This window comes from Janthinobacterium sp. 75 (genome assembly GCF_004365495.1).
In the GTDB taxonomy this organism is placed as follows: domain Bacteria; phylum Pseudomonadota; class Gammaproteobacteria; order Burkholderiales; family Burkholderiaceae_D; genus Janthinobacterium.
This window is the reverse complement of the sequence record NZ_SORD01000001.1, coordinates 4,714,794-4,732,413: the sequence shown is the minus strand read 5'-3', so window position 1 is coordinate 4,732,413 and position 17,620 is coordinate 4,714,794. Positions and strand designations below refer to the sequence as shown.

Genomic DNA, 17,620 nt, shown 5'->3' with positions numbered 1-17,620 from the left:
CACATCCTTTGGAAACTTGGCAGATGTTGCAGAGAAACATCAAAGGCGGGCGGCGGCGCATGGGCGCCGCCGTGTACGGCAAGAGGAATCAGGATGGAGCGTCGCAGGCGGGCAGGGCGGCCGTGTCCGTTGCCGCAGGGACCGGATGACGCAAAAAAGCCAGGATCAGAAGGGCCGAGGCCGTCGTAATGCTGGCCAGCACATACAGCAAGTGGCGGAAGGCATTGCCATACGCTTGCGCCAGCTCGGCGGTGCCTGCCTGCGGCAGCAGGGTAGCCGCATGGCGCAGCTCGCCCAGCGCCAGGAAGGGCCCGGCGTGCGCCGCCTGTGCCGTGCCGACGCCGGCAATCCCGGCACCGCCCAGCGCTGCCACCGTGAAGGTGCCCAGCAGCGCGCTGACGATGGCCAGCGCCAGGCCTTCGCCCGCCACGCGCGTCGTATTGAAGATGCCGGCCGCCATGCCCGCCCGCTCGACCGGCACGACGCTGATGGCCAGGCCATCCATCAAGCCCCAGGGCAGGCTGATGCCGCAACCGATCAGCAGCAACGGGCCCAGCAAGCTGGCGGGCGACTGTCCTGGCGCGCAGCTCGATAGCCACAGCAGGCCGCCCGCCGCCAGCAGCAAGCCGCAGGCGCAGATGTGCGCGGCGGCAATGCGCTGCGCCGCCATGCCAGCCAGGACCGGCAGCACCAGCATGGGCGCGGACAGGGCGATCATCATGCGTCCCGCTTCCAGCGCGCTGTAGCCTTCGATACCGATGAAGCGGGCCGGCAGCAGCACCAGCAGCACGACAAAGGAAAACGCGGGCGCGGCCGCCAGCAGTTGCACGCCGGCAAAGGCGGGCAGGCGGAATAGCGACAGATCCAGCATGGGTCGCGCGGCGCGCCGCTCCACGCGGATGAAAGCGGCCAGCAGCAAGGCCGCGCCACCGAGCAGCCCCAGGCTGGCGGCGCTGCCCCAGCCACTATTGGGCGCCTGCAGCAAGCCATACGTAAACAAGGAGAGCGCGCCGGTAAACGTCAGGGCGCCGGGCCAGTCCACGCCCTGCGCCTGCGGGTCGCGCGATTCGCGCATGGCGCGCGCGGCGGCCAGCAGGGCGGCCAGGCCTGCTACCGCCGTAGCGATGAAGATGGCGCGCCAGCCCGTGTGCGTGATCAAGGTGCCTGCCAGGAAGGGGCCGAAGGCCAGGCCCACGCCGAAGGCCGTGCCAATCAGGCTGAAGGCGCGCGCGCGGGACGGGCCGTCGAATTCCTGCGCCAGGGCCGCCAGTCCGCTCGACAGGGCCATGGCGCAGCCCAGGCCCTGGACGGCGCGCAGCACATCGAGCCACAGGATGCCGGGCGCGGCTGACAATGCCAGCGCGGCAGCGGAAAACACGCCCATGCCCAACAGGAACACGCGTTTGCGGCCATAGCGGTCGGCTAGCGCGCCGGCCACCATCAGGCAGCCGCCAAAGCTGAGCATGAAGGCATTCGTGATCCACGCCAGCGCCAGCGGCGTGCCGTGCAGGTCGGCGGCGATGGCGGGGATGGCGATGGCGGGGCCCGTAAAACTGAGCGGCATGCACAGGGCTGCCAGGCAGACGGCGGCCAGCACGAAGGCGCGCCGGGCCGGGGAGGCAGGCTTCATACGGTGATTCGTATCCATGGGAATGATTCCAGAAAGAGGGAATCCGATGATAATATGTACGCAATCTATGAAAAAGTGGCTGAAATTCCACTCATAGCGGACATATTTTCCCTAATCGAGATGACATGGATAATCTGAACGGCATCTCCGCTTTCGTGCGCGCGGCGGAAACGCGCAGCTATGTGGCGGCCGGGCGCCTGCTCGGCGTGTCGGCTTCTGCCGTGGGCAAGAGCGTGGCGCGGCTGGAAGAAAAGCTGGGCGTGCGCCTGTTGAACCGCAGCACGCGGCGCATCAGCCTGAGCAATGAGGGCGCGCTGTTCTACGAGCGTTGCCAGCGCATCCTTGCCGACCTCGGCGATGCCGAGGCGGAACTGTCGCACCTGGCCGTGGCGCCACGCGGCAAGCTCAAGGTCAGCCTGCCCGTGATCGGCTACCGCATCATCCTGCCCCTGCTGGCCGAGTTTACAAGGCGGTACCCGGAGATCGAACTCGACCTCGATTTCAACGACCGCCTGGTCGACGTGGTGGCCGAAGGCATCGATGTGGCCGTGCGCAGCGGCACCTTGACCGATTCGCGGCTGATGGCGCGCGAGCTGGGGCCGTTTGCCTTTGCCATCGTTGGCGCTCCCGCGTATTTCGCCCGCCATGGCGTGCCGGCCACGCCGCGCGCGCTGGAAGGGCACGCCTGCGTACGCTATAAATTCCCCACCACGGGGAAATTACAGGAATGGGCGCTGCAGCGCGCCGACGGCGACGGCGGTGGCGAACTGCGCTTGCCGACGGCCTTGACCTGCAACAATATCGAGGCCTTGATCGGCGCCGCCACGCAGGGCGTGGGCCTCGCCTATTTGCCTGACTTTATCGTGCGTGACGCCATCGCACGGGGCGAGTTGCAAGCCGTGCTGGGCGAGTACCTGCTGTACTCGAGCAAGTTCTGGGTGCTGTGGCCGTCGAGCCGCCATCTGTCGCCCAAAATTCGCGTTTTTGTTGACCATTTGTGTACCCACCTGCATTTTTCCGCGCCCCCTTCCTCCCCCTGACCAGCCTGGCGGCCGCCATGGCGGCCAGTTGAGGAATATTCCTACCCCAAAGAGATTTTTCCTAACATTGCAGAATATTTATTTGCTGCGATGCACCACGCTACGCCGCATATTGTCAGCTTATACCCTTTCTGAATAACCATCATGCGTTAATTAAATTGCCATAAGGAATTTATTTATGTTAATTTCATATCTGTTTCTGCAATATTGCAATAGTTTCCTGTTGCTGGAACATGGGCATGAATCAGCGTAATAAGCGTGTAGTAACCAACAATTAGGGCGTGAGCCCGGTTCCGTTCAGGGAGTGTGCATGAAGACAGTAAGCACGACGCCGCCACATCCGGCGCCAGCCGCGACACCTGCCCGCAAGACGGGCTTGCTGCTTGGGGGCGGTGCACCAAACTCCACCTTGATCGCGGGCGCGCTGGCCGCGTTTCTCGACGAAGGCATCGAATTCGATGTCATTTCGGCCTCCGGCGCCGGTGTGCTGATGGGTTTGCTTTATACGACGCCGCATGAGGCCACGCCGCGCCAGGCCTTGCAAAGCTGGGCCGACACGGGCGTAGCCGACAGTATCTACAAGATGATTCCGATCAACTACAAGGTGTTCCAGAAGCCGGGCATGCACGCCAGCACATTTCGCGACGCCTTCCAGCCGCCGGCCAACAATCCTTTTTTCCAGGCGTTCCAGCAAACGTTTGCGGGCGTGCCCACGGCCTGGTCGGACTGGGGGAAATTGATGGTGTCGTCGCTGTCGCCATCGGACCTGTCGGCGAAAAGCCTGGGCCTGTGCGCGCACTTGCCCTTCCTGGAAAAAGCCGTGGATTTCTCGGGCGTGGCGCGCATGCGCCCCGATTTCTACATCAATGCCTACAACCTCAGCGAGCACCGCATGCAAATCTGGGGCAAGCACGAGATCGCACCGATCCACGTGCGCGCGGCCCTGTCGTTCCCCTTCCTGTATGCGCCGACGACCATCGATGGCGACGACTACATCGAAGGCGCGGCGCTCGATACGCTCAATTTCGAGCCGTTTATCGAAGGCAAGGGCGAACACCATGACGCCGATACCCTGGTCATCCTCGACATCCTCGGCGACGAGCGATTGCTGCGCAAGCCGCGCAATCTGTACGACGCCTGGGTACGCTCCATCATCACGCCACTGGTGAAAATTTCCAAGAGCGAGCTGCGCCTGTTCGAGCTCGAGCACAACACGGACGCGCGCACGGGCCAGCCCAAGCGGCGCCTGCTGAAACTCGACCTGATGGGCGGCATCCCGGAGCAGCACTGGCCCGATACCCTGGACTGGTCCAGTTCGAACATGCAGCTGCTGTTCGACGTGGGCCACAAGGCGGGCCTGGCGTTTTGCCGCCAGCATGGCGACTTGCTGCGCCGCACGCCTGACGCTTCCCCGCTGGCGGCCTAGCACCGTTCTCCGGCCACCTGATCGGCAGCTACTCATCCTGCCTGGCCTCGCCAGGCTGTTTTTTTGACTGTGAAACACCATGAATATCACCAAGCAATTAATTCTGACCCTCACCATCGCCTTGCTGGCCCTGCTGGTGCTGGGCGCCGGCGGCGCCATCCAGCTGCAGCGCGCCCAGGAGCGTTTTGACACCGTGCAAAACCGCATCATCCCCAGCATCCAGGGCTTGAATGCTGCCAAGGGCTTCCTGGCCGATTCGCGCCTGGCCGGCTACCGCCTGTCCGTGTTCTCCAACCTGGCAGACAAGACGGCGCTGGACAAGGCCGTGGCTGACGCCAACACGAATTTCGACAAGGTCATCGCCACGTATCGCGCCGAGCGCCTGTACGACGCCACGGACAGCAAGATGCTCGACGCTGACCAGGCCGCCATGGAAGCCTACCGCCGCGCGCTGGTACCATTCTTTGCCGCCGCCTACGCGGGCGACATGGATGGCGTGCGCGCCACCTTGCTGGCCGGCACGCCGCTGGCCATCACGGCCGCCGCCGCGAAAAAAAGCATGGATGACCATATCGCCTATAACAACAAGCTGGTCGATGACGTAAAGGCCGAAAGCCTGGCCGCCTACGATACGGCCTTCAACACCATGCTGGCCGTGCTGGGCGTGGCCGTGCTGCTGACGGGCGCGCTGGCCTGGCATATCTACCGCACCATCAGCGGCGGCCTGGGCGATATCGAGCATACTCTTGAACGTGTCAGCGCCTCGCTGGACCTTTCCGCCGCCATGCCCGTCGAGCGGATGGATGAAGTGGGCCGTACGGCCACCGCCTTCAACAAATTCCTCGAACGTATCGTCGACGTGATCGCCACCGTGCGCACTTCGGCTGATACGGTCAGCGTGGCGGCCGCGCAGATTTCCGCCGGCAACGCGGATCTGTCCGTACGCACGGAGCAACAGGCGTCTTCCCTGGAAGAAACGGCGTCCAGTCTGGAAGAGCTGACCTCGGCCGTGCGCCAGAATACGGACAATGCGCGTCAGGCCAATACCCTGGCCGTGTCCGCCTCGGACGTGGCCCGCAAGGGCGGCGCCGTGGTGGCGCAAGTGGTGGGCACGATGGGTTCCATCAATGAATCGGCGAAGAAGATTGCCGACATTATCGGCGTGATCGACGGCATCGCCTTCCAAACCAATATTTTGGCGCTGAATGCAGCAGTGGAAGCGGCCAGTGCGGGCGAGCAGGGCCGCGGCTTCGCCGTGGTGGCCACCGAAGTGCGCAACCTGGCGCAGCGCTCGGCGGCGGCGGCCAAGGAAATCAAGGGCTTGATCGAGGATTCCGTGGATAAAGTCAACACGGGCAGCGCGCTGGTCGATCAGGCGGGCGCGACGATGGAAGAAATCGTCGCCAGCATCCGTCGCGTGACGGACATCATGGGCGACATCGCCGACGCCAGCCACGAGCAAAGCGCCGGCATCGAGCAAGTGAACCAGGCCATTTCGCAAATGGACCAGGTCACCCAGCAAAACGCGGCCCTCGTGGAAGAGGCGGCCGCCGCCGCTTCCTCGCTGCAAGAGCGCGCCGTGGAACTGGTCGACGTGGTGGCCGTGTTCCGCCTGCGTGGCGATGCCCAGGCCAAATCGTTGAAGGTGGCGGGCGGCTTGCCAGCCCGTGCTACACCTGCCTCTAGTCGGCGCTTGGCGCTGCCCGGCCGAAGCGCCAGCGCTTGACCCTTGTGACTACCCCGGTACGCCGGGATTTTTTTTTGCGGTGGAGCCATCCAGTGCGTAAGCGTTGACGTGCTGCACCTGTGGCGGGCGGCGGTAAAGTTGCCCGGGCTGGCAGGGCGGAAGGGATGGCGGGAGGCACCGCCTGGTTCTGCACAGGGTATCAGCCTGACTTTCGTGCGCGTGATTCCGCTTTCGTCCCGAAGCAGACCTTCGCAATGCTGTCATGTGCGCCCAGCCATTGGTGAACATATTCAAGGTCGGAAAAGCTCTTTTTTTGGTCGATGGCGGACGGTGGTGATACCAATATTGTCTCAGGTCGGACAGCCACAGGGAACGGTACCAGATGAATAAATCAGTGCCTCATCGGAAACTGTTGTAGCTCAAAAGCTTTTTAGCAGGTTTTTTCAATATTCAACCGGAGCCCTCTACTCTTCGCAGCACGCACAATTTCCTCAGAAAGCAATGGATCAATCCATATGATTTTATCGACAAAGAAAAAATCTAGCTTCTCACCTTCAGGCTGTTCTATACAAAGATTTTTTATCCCCCTGACCTTATAATCAGGTGAAAGCTCACCACTGGCAAGCTTGCCTAAAACCATAGGCTTTCCCGAATAATCCGAATTGATATAATCAAAACATAAAACTTTATCATTGGCATGAATTAGGAAATACCTTCCCTCTGTGGCTTTCCCATTGAAATAACTGGCGTCCACTGGAAAAAATTCCAAGGAGGTATTATGTTCATCTATAATTTCTTTCATTTGTTCAGAAATAAAGAATGCGCCGCACGTTGTAAGAAAAAAATCGGCTTTGAGTTTTTTTATGCGCTTATCTAAAACAAGGCTAACCTTAGTCTCACGCAAGAGAATTTTTTCACCTAGTTGATAGTGCTTAGGAAGTGCCGGAAAAAACTCCACATCACCATCAATAAACCCACCATCTAGATCTTCATGCCGAAGAATATAGTATTGCACGTTACTTCTCCTAACAAGTCAAACGAGTACCTTCAGGTCTCGGATCTGTATTTTTTAATAGCAGGTTATCAGTGCCTAAGTAGCGACCTCGAAGAGATAATAGTCAAGTAACTCTTGAGCGGACAAGGATAAGCTCAATTCCTCATATACCTCGCGCTCTACGCATTCTGCAGGAGTCTCGCCAATCCCGATGCGACCACCAGGAAGTTCTCACTCATCCCAGCGCCATTTTCCCAGGCGATCGCGCGACTCGATGTGATTGCACAACAACGCTTTACCTGAGCCCTGCCTCACACACATAAGCAATAGCAAACGATTCGTATGGCTGCAGGCTGAGGTGGTCGGTCCAGCTATCACGCTGGGCATAGTTGCTGATCAAGCCTTGCCCGGCAATGCCGTGCAGCATTGCCGGCAGGTCCAGTTCGACGTGTTCGCCGGAGAAGTTGTTGACGACAACCAGCTGTTGGCTCCCCAAGCTGCGCCGGTAGGCGAATACCTGCGGGTGCTGCTCCAGCAACGGCAGGTATTGTCCGTAAACCATGACGTCCCAGTGCTTGCGCAGTTCGATCAGCTTCTGGTAGTGGAAGAAGACCGAATTGGGTTGTTCCAGCGCGGCCGCGACGTTGATCTCACGGTAGTTTGGATTCAGCTTTAGCCATGGCGTGCCACTACTGAAACCGGCGTTGTGTGTGCTGTTCCACTGCATTGGGGTGCGTGCATTGTCCCGCCCGTTGGCGTGGATGCCGGCCATCATCGTCTCCGGTGAAACGCCGGCGGCCGTGCGTTCGCGGTAGAGGTTGAGCGATTCGATGTCGCGATAGTCGTCGATGGAATCGAAACGTACATTGGTCATGCCTATTTCCTCGCCTTGATAGACGTAGGGGGTGCCCTTGAGAAAATGTAGCGCGGTGGCCAGCATCTTGGCCGACTCGACCCGGTAACGGCCGGGGTCGCCGTATTTGGATACGGCGCGCGGCAGGTCGTGGTTATTCCAGAACAGCGAGTTCCAGCCGGCATCGGCCAGCTCGGTCTGCCACTTACTGATGATCTGCTTGAATTCGATCAGATCGAACGGCCGCGACTTCCATTTCCCTTCCTTGGTATCGTGGGTCATTGTGATGTGCTCAAACTGGAAGACCATCGACAGCTCCTGGCGCGCCGGGTCGGAATACAGCTTGGCGGTCTCCGGGGTGGCGCTCCAAGTCTCGCCCACCGACAATACATCACGTGCCGCCAAGGTCGCTTGGTGCATTTGCTGCAGCAGCGGGTGCAGTTGGGCGCCGTTGGCGATAATCTGCTGGTCGACCTGTTTGCCGATGAGATCGATCACATCCATGCGGAAGCCGCCGATGCCCTTGTCCAACCACCAGTTCATCATGCGGTGCACCTCTTCCTGCACCTGGGGATTTTCCCAGTTCAGGTCCGGCTGTCGTCTCGAGAACAGATGGAAGTAATACTCACCGCTGGCGGCAGCGTATTCCCATGCACTCCCGCCAAAAAACGAACGTTGCTGGTCGGGCGGGGAGCCATCGGCGCCTGCATTGCGCCAGATGTAATAGTCACGGTAGGGGCTATCCTTGGATTTCTTCGCCTCGACGAACCAAGCATGCTCGTCAGAGGTGTGGTTGACCACAAGATCCATCAAAATACGGATGTCGCGCTTGGCCGCCTCTGCGATCAACTGCTCCATCTCGGCCAATGTGCCGAATTCAGCGGCGATATCCTGATAGTCGGAGATGTCATAGCCGTTATCGTCCATCGGTGACCGGTACACCGGCGACAGCCAGATCAGGTTGATTCCCAGATGTTGCAGGTAGTCCAGTCTGCCGATGATGCCGGCCAGATCACCGACCCCATCGTGATTGCTGTCTTGAAAACTACGTGGGTAGATCTGATACACGACGGCGTTATGCCACCATTTCTTATCCAACATGATTATCTTTCTCGCTTATGGATTGGCGGCACTGTCTTGCAACGTGCCAAGGGATCGCCAGGGGTAGGGGAGATCCGATCTCGTCGTTGGATCCGGCAGCGATGAGATCGCACACCAGGAGTGTGGCAGGACACCGAGGCTCCAAACACGATCCATCGTGTTTTCATCGTCCGAGAACCATGGATGAGGAGATTCTAAGCTACCGATGGCGTTTTGCTGCAATGGCTCCGTCCGCTTCCGCACCTTACAGCGGACAGTCAGAGGTTTTTCCTTTTAACTGGTCTCAACATGCTCGCCCATCACTCAGGCGCAGGCCGCCGCTTTAGTCGATTTGGACACCGCTACGCTCTCTAGAAAAGACGACATTGAGCACCCGCGGGTTGTCGACGATGAATCCGGTGATCCGCTGACGGCTGTCACGGGTGAAACGCAATAGGTCTTGATCATCGACGGTCACAGTGAACGCGTCCTCGAAAACCGGATTCATCGGTTTAGTCGCCTCGCGCTGCACTTGCTTGAATAGCTTGCCGTCTTTCGCAACGATGGTCCAATGCACGTTGATTTCCGGACTAAAATAAGTTCCGGTATAGTCTTCCAAGTGTATGTAATCTGTTTGAATAGGGCGTACTCGATCCAGTTCAACCGGTTCGCCAGAGCGATATACGATATTCAATAGCTGACGCTTATCCTGCTTCGAAAACTGAAAGGTATTCTCCGTTTTTCGCGGTAATCGGAAACGCTGTTCTCCGCTCTGCTCCAGGGCAACACGTTCCCGCTGCGGCGCAATATACCAAAGTTGACCGGCCTTGAGCTCAATTGTATGGAGCGACTGAGCGTAACGGTCAAGATAAACGCCGGTGTAGCTCGCGAGCTGGGATTCCGAAGACATCGTTTTTCCAGCGGGCGCAATGACAGCATCCTTCGCAGTTTGATTCGAGGCAGTCGCGCCGCGTTTCTTGATCTCCTCGGCCAGGAAAAGATCGGCCACTTTAAAGCTGAGCAGAGTCTGGTCTACGCCGTCGACATTGCATAAAACCATTGCAGAAAATCTCTCGTCGGGCAGCCGCAACAACTGCGCGTGGAAACCTGCGGTATCTCCAGCGTGGTGTACCGACCTCATTCCGCGATAAGCACCATCGACGATCAGTCCACGTGCATAGCTCAAGGCGACACCGTCGCTTCGAACAGCATTCTCTTGCATCTGCTTGACCAGCCATTCGCCACCAACGCGTGATTCGTAGAAATTCTGGTCCCATTTCGTTAGGTCCGACACGGTGGTCAGCACGCCCGTATTGCCTACCTGCTCCCAGTTGACGTCCTTCATGCTGAATCCGCCGCCCCCCACTGGTGCATAGCCCATTGCACGCTGCGCTACCACGACGTCGTACTTGTCACGAAGACGAGTGTGGTGCATGCCCAGCGGTTGAAAAATACGGTCCTGCAGGAATTTCCCGAAATTCCTATGGCTGACTCGTTCGACAATCTTTGCCAGTAAGAAGTAATTCGTATTGCTGTACATGTAATGCGATCCCGGTGCGAAATTCAACGACCTCTGCCGCAGAATGACCGCCATCGCATCCGCATCTGACGAATAGTCAACTTCACGCACACCATTCCCCATCGTCATAAGAACCGTATAGTCCCGCAAGCCGCTAGTATGCGACAGCATCTGATCGACTGAAATCGCCGTGCCGTAATTGTGCATCTCAGGTAGATGCTTGCGAATATCATCATTCAGAGAGATTTTTCCATCCTGCACGAGCAACAGAATGGCCGCAGCCGTGAATTGCTTGGAGGTCGATCCAATGGCAAACAGTGTTTTTTCTGGATCAATAGGTACGCCAAATTCAAGACTGGCGTTTCCGTATCCCTTTTTGTACACAAGCTCGCCGTTTAGGATCACGCCGAGTGCGCAGCCCGGGCTGTCGGCGGCATAGGCCGAAAACAAGGCATCCACACGGCGTGCAAGTTCGGCTTTTTGCAAGGTGTTGTTCACGTCGGCCATCGCTGCTGCGCTGAAAAAGATGGGCGCAATTGAGAAAAAATGCCGGCATGTTGCAAGGAAGTTCATTACGACCTTTCATTAAAAGATCCTGCATGGTTATAGTCCGGTCAGGTGCACAAGTTCGATCGTTGCGCTCCTTTGCGGAAAACACCTTCGATTCCACGGACGCCGGCTTCTGGCCAGCGTTTTCCTTCAGCACCAAGATGAAATGCCCCCATGCTCATGAGGAGCCTGTTAGCACGATAAGAGTTCCGAGAATATTAAACATCAACTCCTTCATTGGCGGGCTGCAGCAAGAGTGAATTCAGCAATCCGGTGCTGACCGGTAGTTGCCGGATGCTACCCAGTCCCAAATCAGCAAACTCTGCCTCCAATTGTCAACGGCCTCAGAGGATAGCAAATTACCAAATGGGGAAACTCACACATTGTTACGTCAACGCGAATGGCTGCTCCTGGCAATGCAGGGTTGATGAAAATGGCCATCGAAACCCATTGCGCGTGCCAAATTTGGCAGGTTTACCTGCATGAAAATTGCGACGATTAGCCCAGTTGGAAGGCCAACATACAAAAGTCACCTTCCTTGGAATCCTTAAAAAATATTGGAACAATCCAGCAGGGTAATCCCCCCAGCAAATGATCGCGTTTAAAGCTGGAGGACGAAAACCGGCGCCTGAAGAAGATGTATGCCGAAGAGCGCTTGAAAGCCGAGATCGCCGACGAGGCCCTGACAAAAAAATGGTAGTGCCATCTCAGCGGCGGGAGATGGCGCAATGGGCCGTGGCCCAGCGTTCAGCCACCATAAGAATGGCCTGCCAAGCACTATCCAGGCCTGCTATCGCTATCGCTAACGCGCCAAGCTCGATGCGGAAAACGCTGTCGTGGCTGACTGGCTGCGACGCCTGACCAGCGAGCAGCGCAACTGGGGCTTCGGCCTGTGCTTCCTGTCTTTGCGCAACGTGAAGGGTTTTAAATGGAACCGCAAGCGCGTCGTCTACCGGATCTATCTCGAACTGGAACTGAATTTGCGGATCAAGCCACGCCATCGGCTGGTGCGCGAACAACCGCTGCCGCTGGCCGTGGCTGTACAAATCAACGAGAGCTGGTCGATGGACTTCATGCACGACTAACGGGCTGATGGCCGTAGCATCCGCTTGTTCAACGTGATTGACGATTCCAACCGTGAGGGACTCGGCATCGAGCTTGATTTCTCATTGCCGTCCGAACGGGTCATCCGGTCCCTTGACAGTATCATCGAATGGCGTGGCAAACCCCAGGCCATTCGCTGCGATAACGGCCCGGAGTACATCAGCGCCGTGACGCTGGCCTGGGGCGCCAGGCGCGGCATACGCATCGTTTTTATCCAGCCTGGCCAGCCGCGGCAGAACGCTGATGTCGAGCGTTACAACCGCACGGTGCGCTATGATTGGTTGGCCCATCACTTGTTTGAAACGTTCGAGGATATCCAGGATTTCGCAAGCCGCTGGCTATGGAATTACGATCACGACCGGCCCAACATGGCACTGGGCGGCATCACGCCAAAACAGAAGCTTGCCTTGGCCGCTTAACCTCTACTTTTAGCGCGCTCTGGAAATGGGGGGATTACCCCGATGATTTTCCGTTCTCTAGGTGAATTTCAGAGTCACCGCATATCTCAACCAGGCAGTAGCCGCCTCGGACTGAATACTTTGGCTGTCACGGTGAAGTGCAAAGGAAAAAGGGCGCAGCCGATACTCAGGACTTGCCCGCGCCGCTGGCGGCGCCGCTGGCGCGCGCCAGGCTCGAGCGCGCGCCAGCCACCGCGCGCAGGCGCTCTTCAAGATAAGCGCTCACGCGGGGATGCTGGCTGAAAGCGACGTTGAAGCGGATGTGCTGGTCGGGCGTGTCGTTGGCCGAGAACGCCGCGCCGCGCATCAGCAGTATCTTGTTGCGGTAGGCATCCTGAACCAGCAAGTCCACGTCCAGCCCTTCGGGCATGCTGCCCCACAGGAAAATTCCTGCGTCGCCGGGCTGCTCGAACAGCACGCCGGCCGCGCTCAGTTGCTGCGTGCTGGCGTTGCGTGCCACCATGATTTTGCGTTGCAGCCGCTCCAGGTGCTTGCGCAGGTTGCCGGCCTTGAGCACTTCCAGCAGAACGTATTCGTTCAGCGCAGGCAACGTCATGATGGCGTGGATCTTGGTTCGCATCAGCAGTTTGAGCAGGGCAGGCGCTGCGGCCAGGTAGCCCATGCGCAGGGCCGGGCTCAGCGCCTTGCACAGGCTGGAGTAGTAGATCACGCCGTCCAGTCCGGACAGCGATGCCAGCCGCGTGCTGTGGGCCTGCTGGAAATGGCCGTGTACGTCGTCTTCGGCTATCAGGAAGCCATGCTGCTGCGCCATGATCAGCACCTTGTGCAGGTTGGCGGCGCTGCTGCTCCACCCGGTAGGATTGTGCAAAGCCGTCTGCACGAACAGCAGGCGCGGACGGTGCGCGCGGCAGGCGGCTTCCAGTTCATCCAGGTCGAGGCCATCGGGGCGGCGCTTGATCGGCACCAGGCGCACGCCGTCCTGGCGCAGCCTGCCGAACATCAGGAAGTATCCGGGGTCTTCCACCAGCACCGTGTCGCCGGGCTGCAGGAAGGTGCGGCAAATCAGATCGATTGCATGGGTGCCGCCGAAAGTGGTGAGGACGTGGCTGGCGTCGGCAGCGATACCGATGCCGCGCAACAGCAGCGCGATCTGTTCGCGCAGTTCGGCCAGCCCTTGCGGCGGACAGCGCGAGGCCATGCCGGCTGCGCTGCGCGCCAGGCCACGTTGCACGGCGGCCGCCGGCAGCGCATCCTGCAGCCAAGTGGGCGGCAAGGCGCCGCTGCTGGCCAGCAGCACGCCCGGCCGCTGGTCGTTCACTTGCTGGCTTAGCCAAACGGGTTCCTGCTCCTGGCCCGCTTCCAGCGCCACCTCGTCGGGAATGGCGTGGCTGGCATCAGTTGGTGCGCAGACGAAGAAGCCCGCCGTGCCGTGCGTATCGATGACGCCTGCGGCCACCAGCCTGTCATAAGCCACCACCACGGTGTTGGTGCTCACCGCGAGCTGCGTGGCGAGCTGGCGGATCGACGGCAGCTTGGTCCCGCCAGGCAGGACGCGTTGCGCGATCTGCTGGCGCAATGCGGCCTCGATCTGCTTGAACAGGGCGATGGGTGAGGAGCGGTCGATGGCGAACATGGGTAGAAGTCTAGCGTAAAAACATCACGGCGAGGACCAGCAGAATAGCACCCATCGCCAGATTGAATATGCGCTGGTTGCGGGGCGCTTTCAGTACGCTGCGAATCGAGACGCCGAACAGCGCCCACATGGTGTTGCACGGCATGCCTACCACGGTGCCGATCACGGACACCAGCAGCGCGTTGGCGAGCATGTTGCTTTGCGAAGGCATGAAGACCGACGCCATGGTGATCGCCTTGAGCCAGCTCTTGGGATTCAACGCCTGAAACAGCGCCGCCTGCGCAAACGACACGGCCTTTGGTGCGCTGCTTCCCGCCACCGAGGCGCCGGCAAGCTTCCAGGCCAAAAACATTAGGTACAGCGCGCCCGCGATCCGCAGTCCCTGCTGCGCCATCGGGTACGCGACGAAGACACTGCCCAGCCCCACGCACATGAGCATGGTCTGCACAAAGATGCCGACCTGTATGCCGAGGATCACCGGCAGCGCACCGCGATAACCGAAATTGGCGCCGGTGGTGGCCAGCATGACGTTGTTTGGCCCGGGCGTGGCGGACATCACAAAGCAATAGCTCATCAGGGGCAGGAGTTCGGTCATGGTATGCAGTCGCAGCGTGGAGAAGGCCCCAGTCTAGAAGCGCTGCACGGCAGAGACAAGGCACAAGGCGCCGCATACAAGCACATGCTGTATCAATCGAACGACTGCTACAGCGGCGAGACAGGCCGGCCCGTCCGGACAAACGTCAGAGACATTGTCGCATCTGCTAGCGCAGCAAGCTGTTCGCGTATGTCATCCCTCGTTGTTGGATCAGGCAGCTACGACATATTCCAAGAACTATGGGGCAGGAAAGTGCAGGCGGGCCGGGCTAGCGTCTATTTTGGCGTGATGCCGCTAGGGGCGAATGATATAGTGGCGGGAATGTATACACTGAAAGAAACTGCCATGAAAAACGACGCAAGCGCTCGCCCGAAAGCAAGTCAAGCCCCTGCCAGGCTCAGCAAAGGGGACTTCGTCACCGCACTGCGCAAACTGCTGCAAGAAGCAGGAAAGGCCGGCGAGACCAGTGTGGACGTGCGCGCTGCGACCCTGCACACCGACGTTGGCGTGTATCCGGCGCGCGGCCATTCGATGCCGACCTGTTGCACGGTGATGTATGAAGAGATGCAGCCGGGTGACGAGATACTGCTGACGCCACCCAGCGGCAAGGGACCGACGCTGCTGGTACGGTATAAATTCCCGCGCTGAAAATCGTGGTCTTCGAGACAGTTGATAACTTGGCGGAAATGTAGGCGATGCAGTCGCAGCGAAGCCATTGCCAAGTAATTCATGGTCTCTGATTCGTCCATGCGCTGCTCGTCATCACGCACCAATCGTCGGTAACTTACAATCTATCGGCTTTTCATCATTCAAGAATTATGGATCAGGAGAGTCCAAGCTGCTGTCGGCGATGTAGCGCGCCAATCGGCTCCGTCTGCTTCCGCCCCAGTGCAGTCATTCAGTTTGCCAGTAGTCGACTGCTGCGGGAGGCGCTCATTAAATCGGGTTTTACCTGACTAGTGTCAAGCAGTAAAAGCGGTCCGCTCCACTTTCTGGTTTTGGGTCCGGGCCACGAACCCATCCCAAAGACGCATACAGGTGAACCGCAGCCCCCAGGTCGCCCCAAGTCTCGAGTTCCAGGGAAGAGCTTTACGGATTGACATTGCTACCTTTTAAGTGAATCAGAGTAATGATTCTATGCGAGGGCTTCTTGTCAGTCGAGTGAGCGCCATTCTTCCCATCAATCACGGACCGTCTGGTATTGGCCGTACTCGGTTCAGAGCAGGGGGCGCTTCTTGTTCATGCGAGAAGCTATCGAATTGTCGCTCCGGAAGTTCTTTCAATTGAACCGGCACCATTTTCGTAACGCCGCCATCTTCGTATCTAGCCTCAATGTCATAGTCCGCTGACTCGACGAGAGCGAAAGACACTTCCCTACCGATACGCGTTCCAATGCCGTGGCAAAAAAGAGCTGCTTGACGACCTTCCAATAATGGCTTCAATTGATGAGCGCGAAGCGCTGCAATTTTATATGGTAAGCCGTCTAACAGTCCGCCACATTGAATGCGTCTCAACCCATTTGGGATTAGTCCAGGGGATTCGCAGTTATGCGGTTGCACTTGCTTCGTTTGACGATGCGAATATATAGCTTTGAACTCTTGCCTCCACTAAAGTTGAGATAATAGCTGCTTTCCAGTAATCCATCCGCTTTTGGCTGAACCCGAGCGTTAATCAGAGACAATGCGCTGTCCCACCTCGAATTCATTCTCATGGCAATAAAACAGGATAAGCGGCGTGTCGTTCGAATAGACCATTGCATCGTCACGTGAAGGGACAAAAATATCCGACCAGTTTTCGACCAGGAACTCGCTGCTGCATAAGAAACAGTCGTTTTCTCCAAACACAACTACGACCTGCTGAATTTCAGGCACGCGCGCACGTAACCACTTGGTTGCGATGGCCGCATCATTTCCAAATTCGATTCGTTCGATTGAGCCAACGGTGTTAACGTTCAAGCCGAGATGCGTCTTCGAGTCATGAAGGCCCACTAAATCATATGCACGGCGCGCACTCTCGGCATTCAGCCAGGCGATATTCGCGGAGTGATGCTCTAGCTCCTGAATCCTCCAATGTGTTGTGTTCATCATCTCTTAAAATCCAATATGCTCACCGCCTTGACGAGCGGGAATTTGTCGTCGAACCGGGCCAACGCTTTCAGGATGGTATCGTGCCAGTGTTTGAAATACCTGTCTCGTTATTTGTCTTGCCCAGCGTGCGCCTGCGCACTGGCATACCGCTTAAGCCTGGCTCCAAACAAGGAGTTCGTCATGGCCCGATTCTGACTGCGACAAGTATAAACAGAATCTAATTATACTTATATGATAAAAAAACAGTGTATCCTTCAATCCCGGCAGGTACATTTTTGTCGATGCAAAGAAAAAGCAGCCGTGTTTTTCCGGCAGGAGGAAGATCCTTTGATAGTCGCAGTTATCCTGGCGATGCTGCATGATGAATGCCATGCTGCCGACCAATATCCAGATACGGTGCGATGCCGGATAGCAGACCCAGTTACTTTCATTAGAATGAAACGGAGATTCCAAATTGAGGCATATTGAAGAAAGCATCCACATTGCAGTCGCGCCCACGGTCATCGACCAAATTTGGAGCGAAGTCGACCGATGGCATCTGTGGGATCCGGACACAAAGCAAGCGCGGCTCAATGGGCCATTTGCGGCTGGGACACAGGGCAGGATAGTTCCTAATAAAGGGATGGGTATTCCGATGGTGGTTACCGAGCGCTCCGCAGGCCGCTCGTTCACCGTCGAGGGCTATATCCCGCTGTTCCGTATCCACTTCGAGCACACGGTTATTGCCGTAGACGGCGGATCGGAAGTCGTTCACCGCGTGTGGTTCACTGGAGCGCTTGCCTTTCTGTTCGGGCCTGGCGTTGCCAAGCAAGTTCGGCAAGGGCTTCCCAAAACGATGCGCTCACTCAAGGCCTATGCCGAGAAGCGCAACGAGACTCTCCATGATGGCGAGGTGGGCGAGGCCAAGGTGACAACAGCCTGATAGATAGTTTCCCCTCGTCAATTCCTTGCAAAGTGCCGCGTCAAATTAACGTGCCCTTCCCGTCATGATGGAATACAATTCC

At 58.1% G+C, this 17,620-nt stretch carries 12 protein-coding genes and 1 pseudogene; 6 read left to right on the top strand and 7 right to left on the bottom strand.

From position 1 onward, the window contains the following. Window positions 1-88 precede the first annotated feature (88 nt). On the bottom strand, window positions 89-1,648 hold the full coding sequence (locus tag C8C89_RS21535; RefSeq protein ID WP_133992456.1) for an MFS transporter: 1,560 nt from the start codon (window positions 1,646-1,648) through the stop codon (window positions 89-91). A gap of 107 nt (window positions 1,649-1,755) precedes the next feature. Here C8C89_RS21535 and C8C89_RS21530 point away from each other — a divergent pair, with 107 nt between their 5' ends. The 3 genes from C8C89_RS21530 (at window position 1,756) to C8C89_RS21520 (ending at window position 5,822) form a co-directional block, all read left to right on the top strand. After that, a complete protein-coding gene (locus C8C89_RS21530) occupies window positions 1,756-2,670 on the top strand; it encodes a LysR family transcriptional regulator (RefSeq protein ID WP_133992454.1) in 915 nt (304 codons plus the stop codon). Window positions 2,671-2,980: 310 nt separating this feature from the next. After that, the gene (locus C8C89_RS21525) at window positions 2,981-4,096 is read left to right on the top strand and encodes a patatin-like phospholipase family protein (RefSeq protein WP_101480621.1); all 1,116 of its coding nucleotides are present in this window, start codon (window positions 2,981-2,983) and stop codon (window positions 4,094-4,096) included. Between the two features lie 79 nt (window positions 4,097-4,175). Continuing rightward, window positions 4,176-5,822, top strand: a complete 1,647-nt coding sequence (locus tag C8C89_RS21520; protein WP_133992452.1) for a methyl-accepting chemotaxis protein — start codon at window positions 4,176-4,178, stop codon at window positions 5,820-5,822. Between the two features lie 391 nt (window positions 5,823-6,213). Here C8C89_RS21520 and C8C89_RS21515 read toward each other — a convergent pair whose 3' ends face one another. The 3 genes from C8C89_RS21515 to C8C89_RS21500 all read right to left on the bottom strand — a co-directional run bounded on the left by C8C89_RS21515 (window position 6,214) and on the right by C8C89_RS21500 (window position 10,802). Beyond that, window positions 6,214-6,798 carry a DUF1629 domain-containing protein gene (locus tag C8C89_RS21515; protein ID WP_133992450.1) on the bottom strand — a complete coding sequence of 195 codons (585 nt, stop codon included), beginning with the start codon at window positions 6,796-6,798 and terminating at the stop codon, window positions 6,214-6,216. A gap of 274 nt (window positions 6,799-7,072) precedes the next feature. Then, complete coding sequence (locus tag C8C89_RS21505) at window positions 7,073-8,731, bottom strand: alpha-glucosidase (RefSeq protein ID WP_166674820.1); 1,659 nt, start codon at window positions 8,729-8,731, stop codon at window positions 7,073-7,075. 322 nt (window positions 8,732-9,053) lie between these two features. Then, complete coding sequence (locus C8C89_RS21500) at window positions 9,054-10,802, bottom strand: serine hydrolase domain-containing protein (protein ID WP_133992447.1); 1,749 nt, start codon at window positions 10,800-10,802, stop codon at window positions 9,054-9,056. Window positions 10,803-11,373: 571 nt separating this feature from the next. Here C8C89_RS21500 and C8C89_RS27425 point away from each other — a divergent pair. Continuing rightward, window positions 11,374-12,301, top strand: a pseudogene (locus C8C89_RS27425) (IS3 family transposase); the annotation flags it as partial. Between the two features lie 166 nt (window positions 12,302-12,467). On the opposite strand, the gene C8C89_RS21485 reads toward C8C89_RS27425, so the two are convergent. Together C8C89_RS21485 and C8C89_RS21480 are read right to left on the bottom strand one after the other, a co-directional pair. Continuing rightward, complete coding sequence (locus C8C89_RS21485; RefSeq protein ID WP_133992441.1) at window positions 12,468-13,934, bottom strand: PLP-dependent aminotransferase family protein; 1,467 nt, start codon at window positions 13,932-13,934, stop codon at window positions 12,468-12,470. A gap of 10 nt (window positions 13,935-13,944) precedes the next feature. Further along, window positions 13,945-14,529, bottom strand: coding sequence for a LysE family translocator (locus C8C89_RS21480; RefSeq protein ID WP_101480629.1), 585 nt, complete (start codon window positions 14,527-14,529; stop codon window positions 13,945-13,947). Window positions 14,530-14,874: 345 nt separating this feature from the next. Between C8C89_RS21480 and C8C89_RS21475 the strand changes: the two genes are divergently transcribed. Continuing rightward, window positions 14,875-15,177 (top strand): HNH endonuclease, encoded by a 303-nt coding sequence (locus C8C89_RS21475; RefSeq protein ID WP_101484460.1) that lies wholly within the window; start codon window positions 14,875-14,877, stop codon window positions 15,175-15,177. A 1,019-nt stretch (window positions 15,178-16,196) separates the two neighbouring features. Here the strand turns inward: C8C89_RS21475 and C8C89_RS21470 are convergent. Continuing rightward, window positions 16,197-16,616 (bottom strand): hypothetical protein, encoded by a 420-nt coding sequence (locus tag C8C89_RS21470; protein WP_133992439.1) that lies wholly within the window; start codon window positions 16,614-16,616, stop codon window positions 16,197-16,199. A gap of 454 nt (window positions 16,617-17,070) precedes the next feature. Here C8C89_RS21470 and C8C89_RS21465 point away from each other — a divergent pair, with 454 nt between their 5' ends. Beyond that, on the top strand, window positions 17,071-17,538 hold the full coding sequence (locus C8C89_RS21465; RefSeq protein WP_133992437.1) for an SRPBCC family protein: 468 nt from the start codon (window positions 17,071-17,073) through the stop codon (window positions 17,536-17,538). The last annotated feature ends 82 nt before the right edge of the window (window positions 17,539-17,620 follow it).

Excerpts from the sequence above, each read along its gene's own strand:
- C8C89_RS21535 (WP_133992456.1), bottom strand. The coding sequence starts at position 1,648 with ATGGATACGAATCACCGTATGAAGCCTGCCTCCCCGGCCCGGCGCGCC.
- C8C89_RS21530 (WP_133992454.1), top strand. The coding sequence starts at position 1,756 with ATGGATAATCTGAACGGCATCTCCGCTTTCGTGCGCGCGGCGGAAACG.
- C8C89_RS21525 (WP_101480621.1), top strand. The coding sequence starts at position 2,981 with ATGAAGACAGTAAGCACGACGCCGCCACATCCGGCGCCAGCCGCGACA.
- C8C89_RS21520 (WP_133992452.1), top strand. The coding sequence starts at position 4,176 with ATGAATATCACCAAGCAATTAATTCTGACCCTCACCATCGCCTTGCTG.
- C8C89_RS21505 (WP_166674820.1), bottom strand. The coding sequence starts at position 8,731 with ATGTTGGATAAGAAATGGTGGCATAACGCCGTCGTGTATCAGATCTAC.
- C8C89_RS21500 (WP_133992447.1), bottom strand. The coding sequence starts at position 10,802 with ATGAACTTCCTTGCAACATGCCGGCATTTTTTCTCAATTGCGCCCATC.
- C8C89_RS21485 (WP_133992441.1), bottom strand. The coding sequence starts at position 13,934 with ATGTTCGCCATCGACCGCTCCTCACCCATCGCCCTGTTCAAGCAGATC.
- C8C89_RS21480 (WP_101480629.1), bottom strand. The coding sequence starts at position 14,529 with ATGACCGAACTCCTGCCCCTGATGAGCTATTGCTTTGTGATGTCCGCC.
- C8C89_RS21475 (WP_101484460.1), top strand. The coding sequence starts at position 14,875 with ATGAAAAACGACGCAAGCGCTCGCCCGAAAGCAAGTCAAGCCCCTGCC.
- C8C89_RS21470 (WP_133992439.1), bottom strand. The coding sequence starts at position 16,616 with ATGATGAACACAACACATTGGAGGATTCAGGAGCTAGAGCATCACTCC.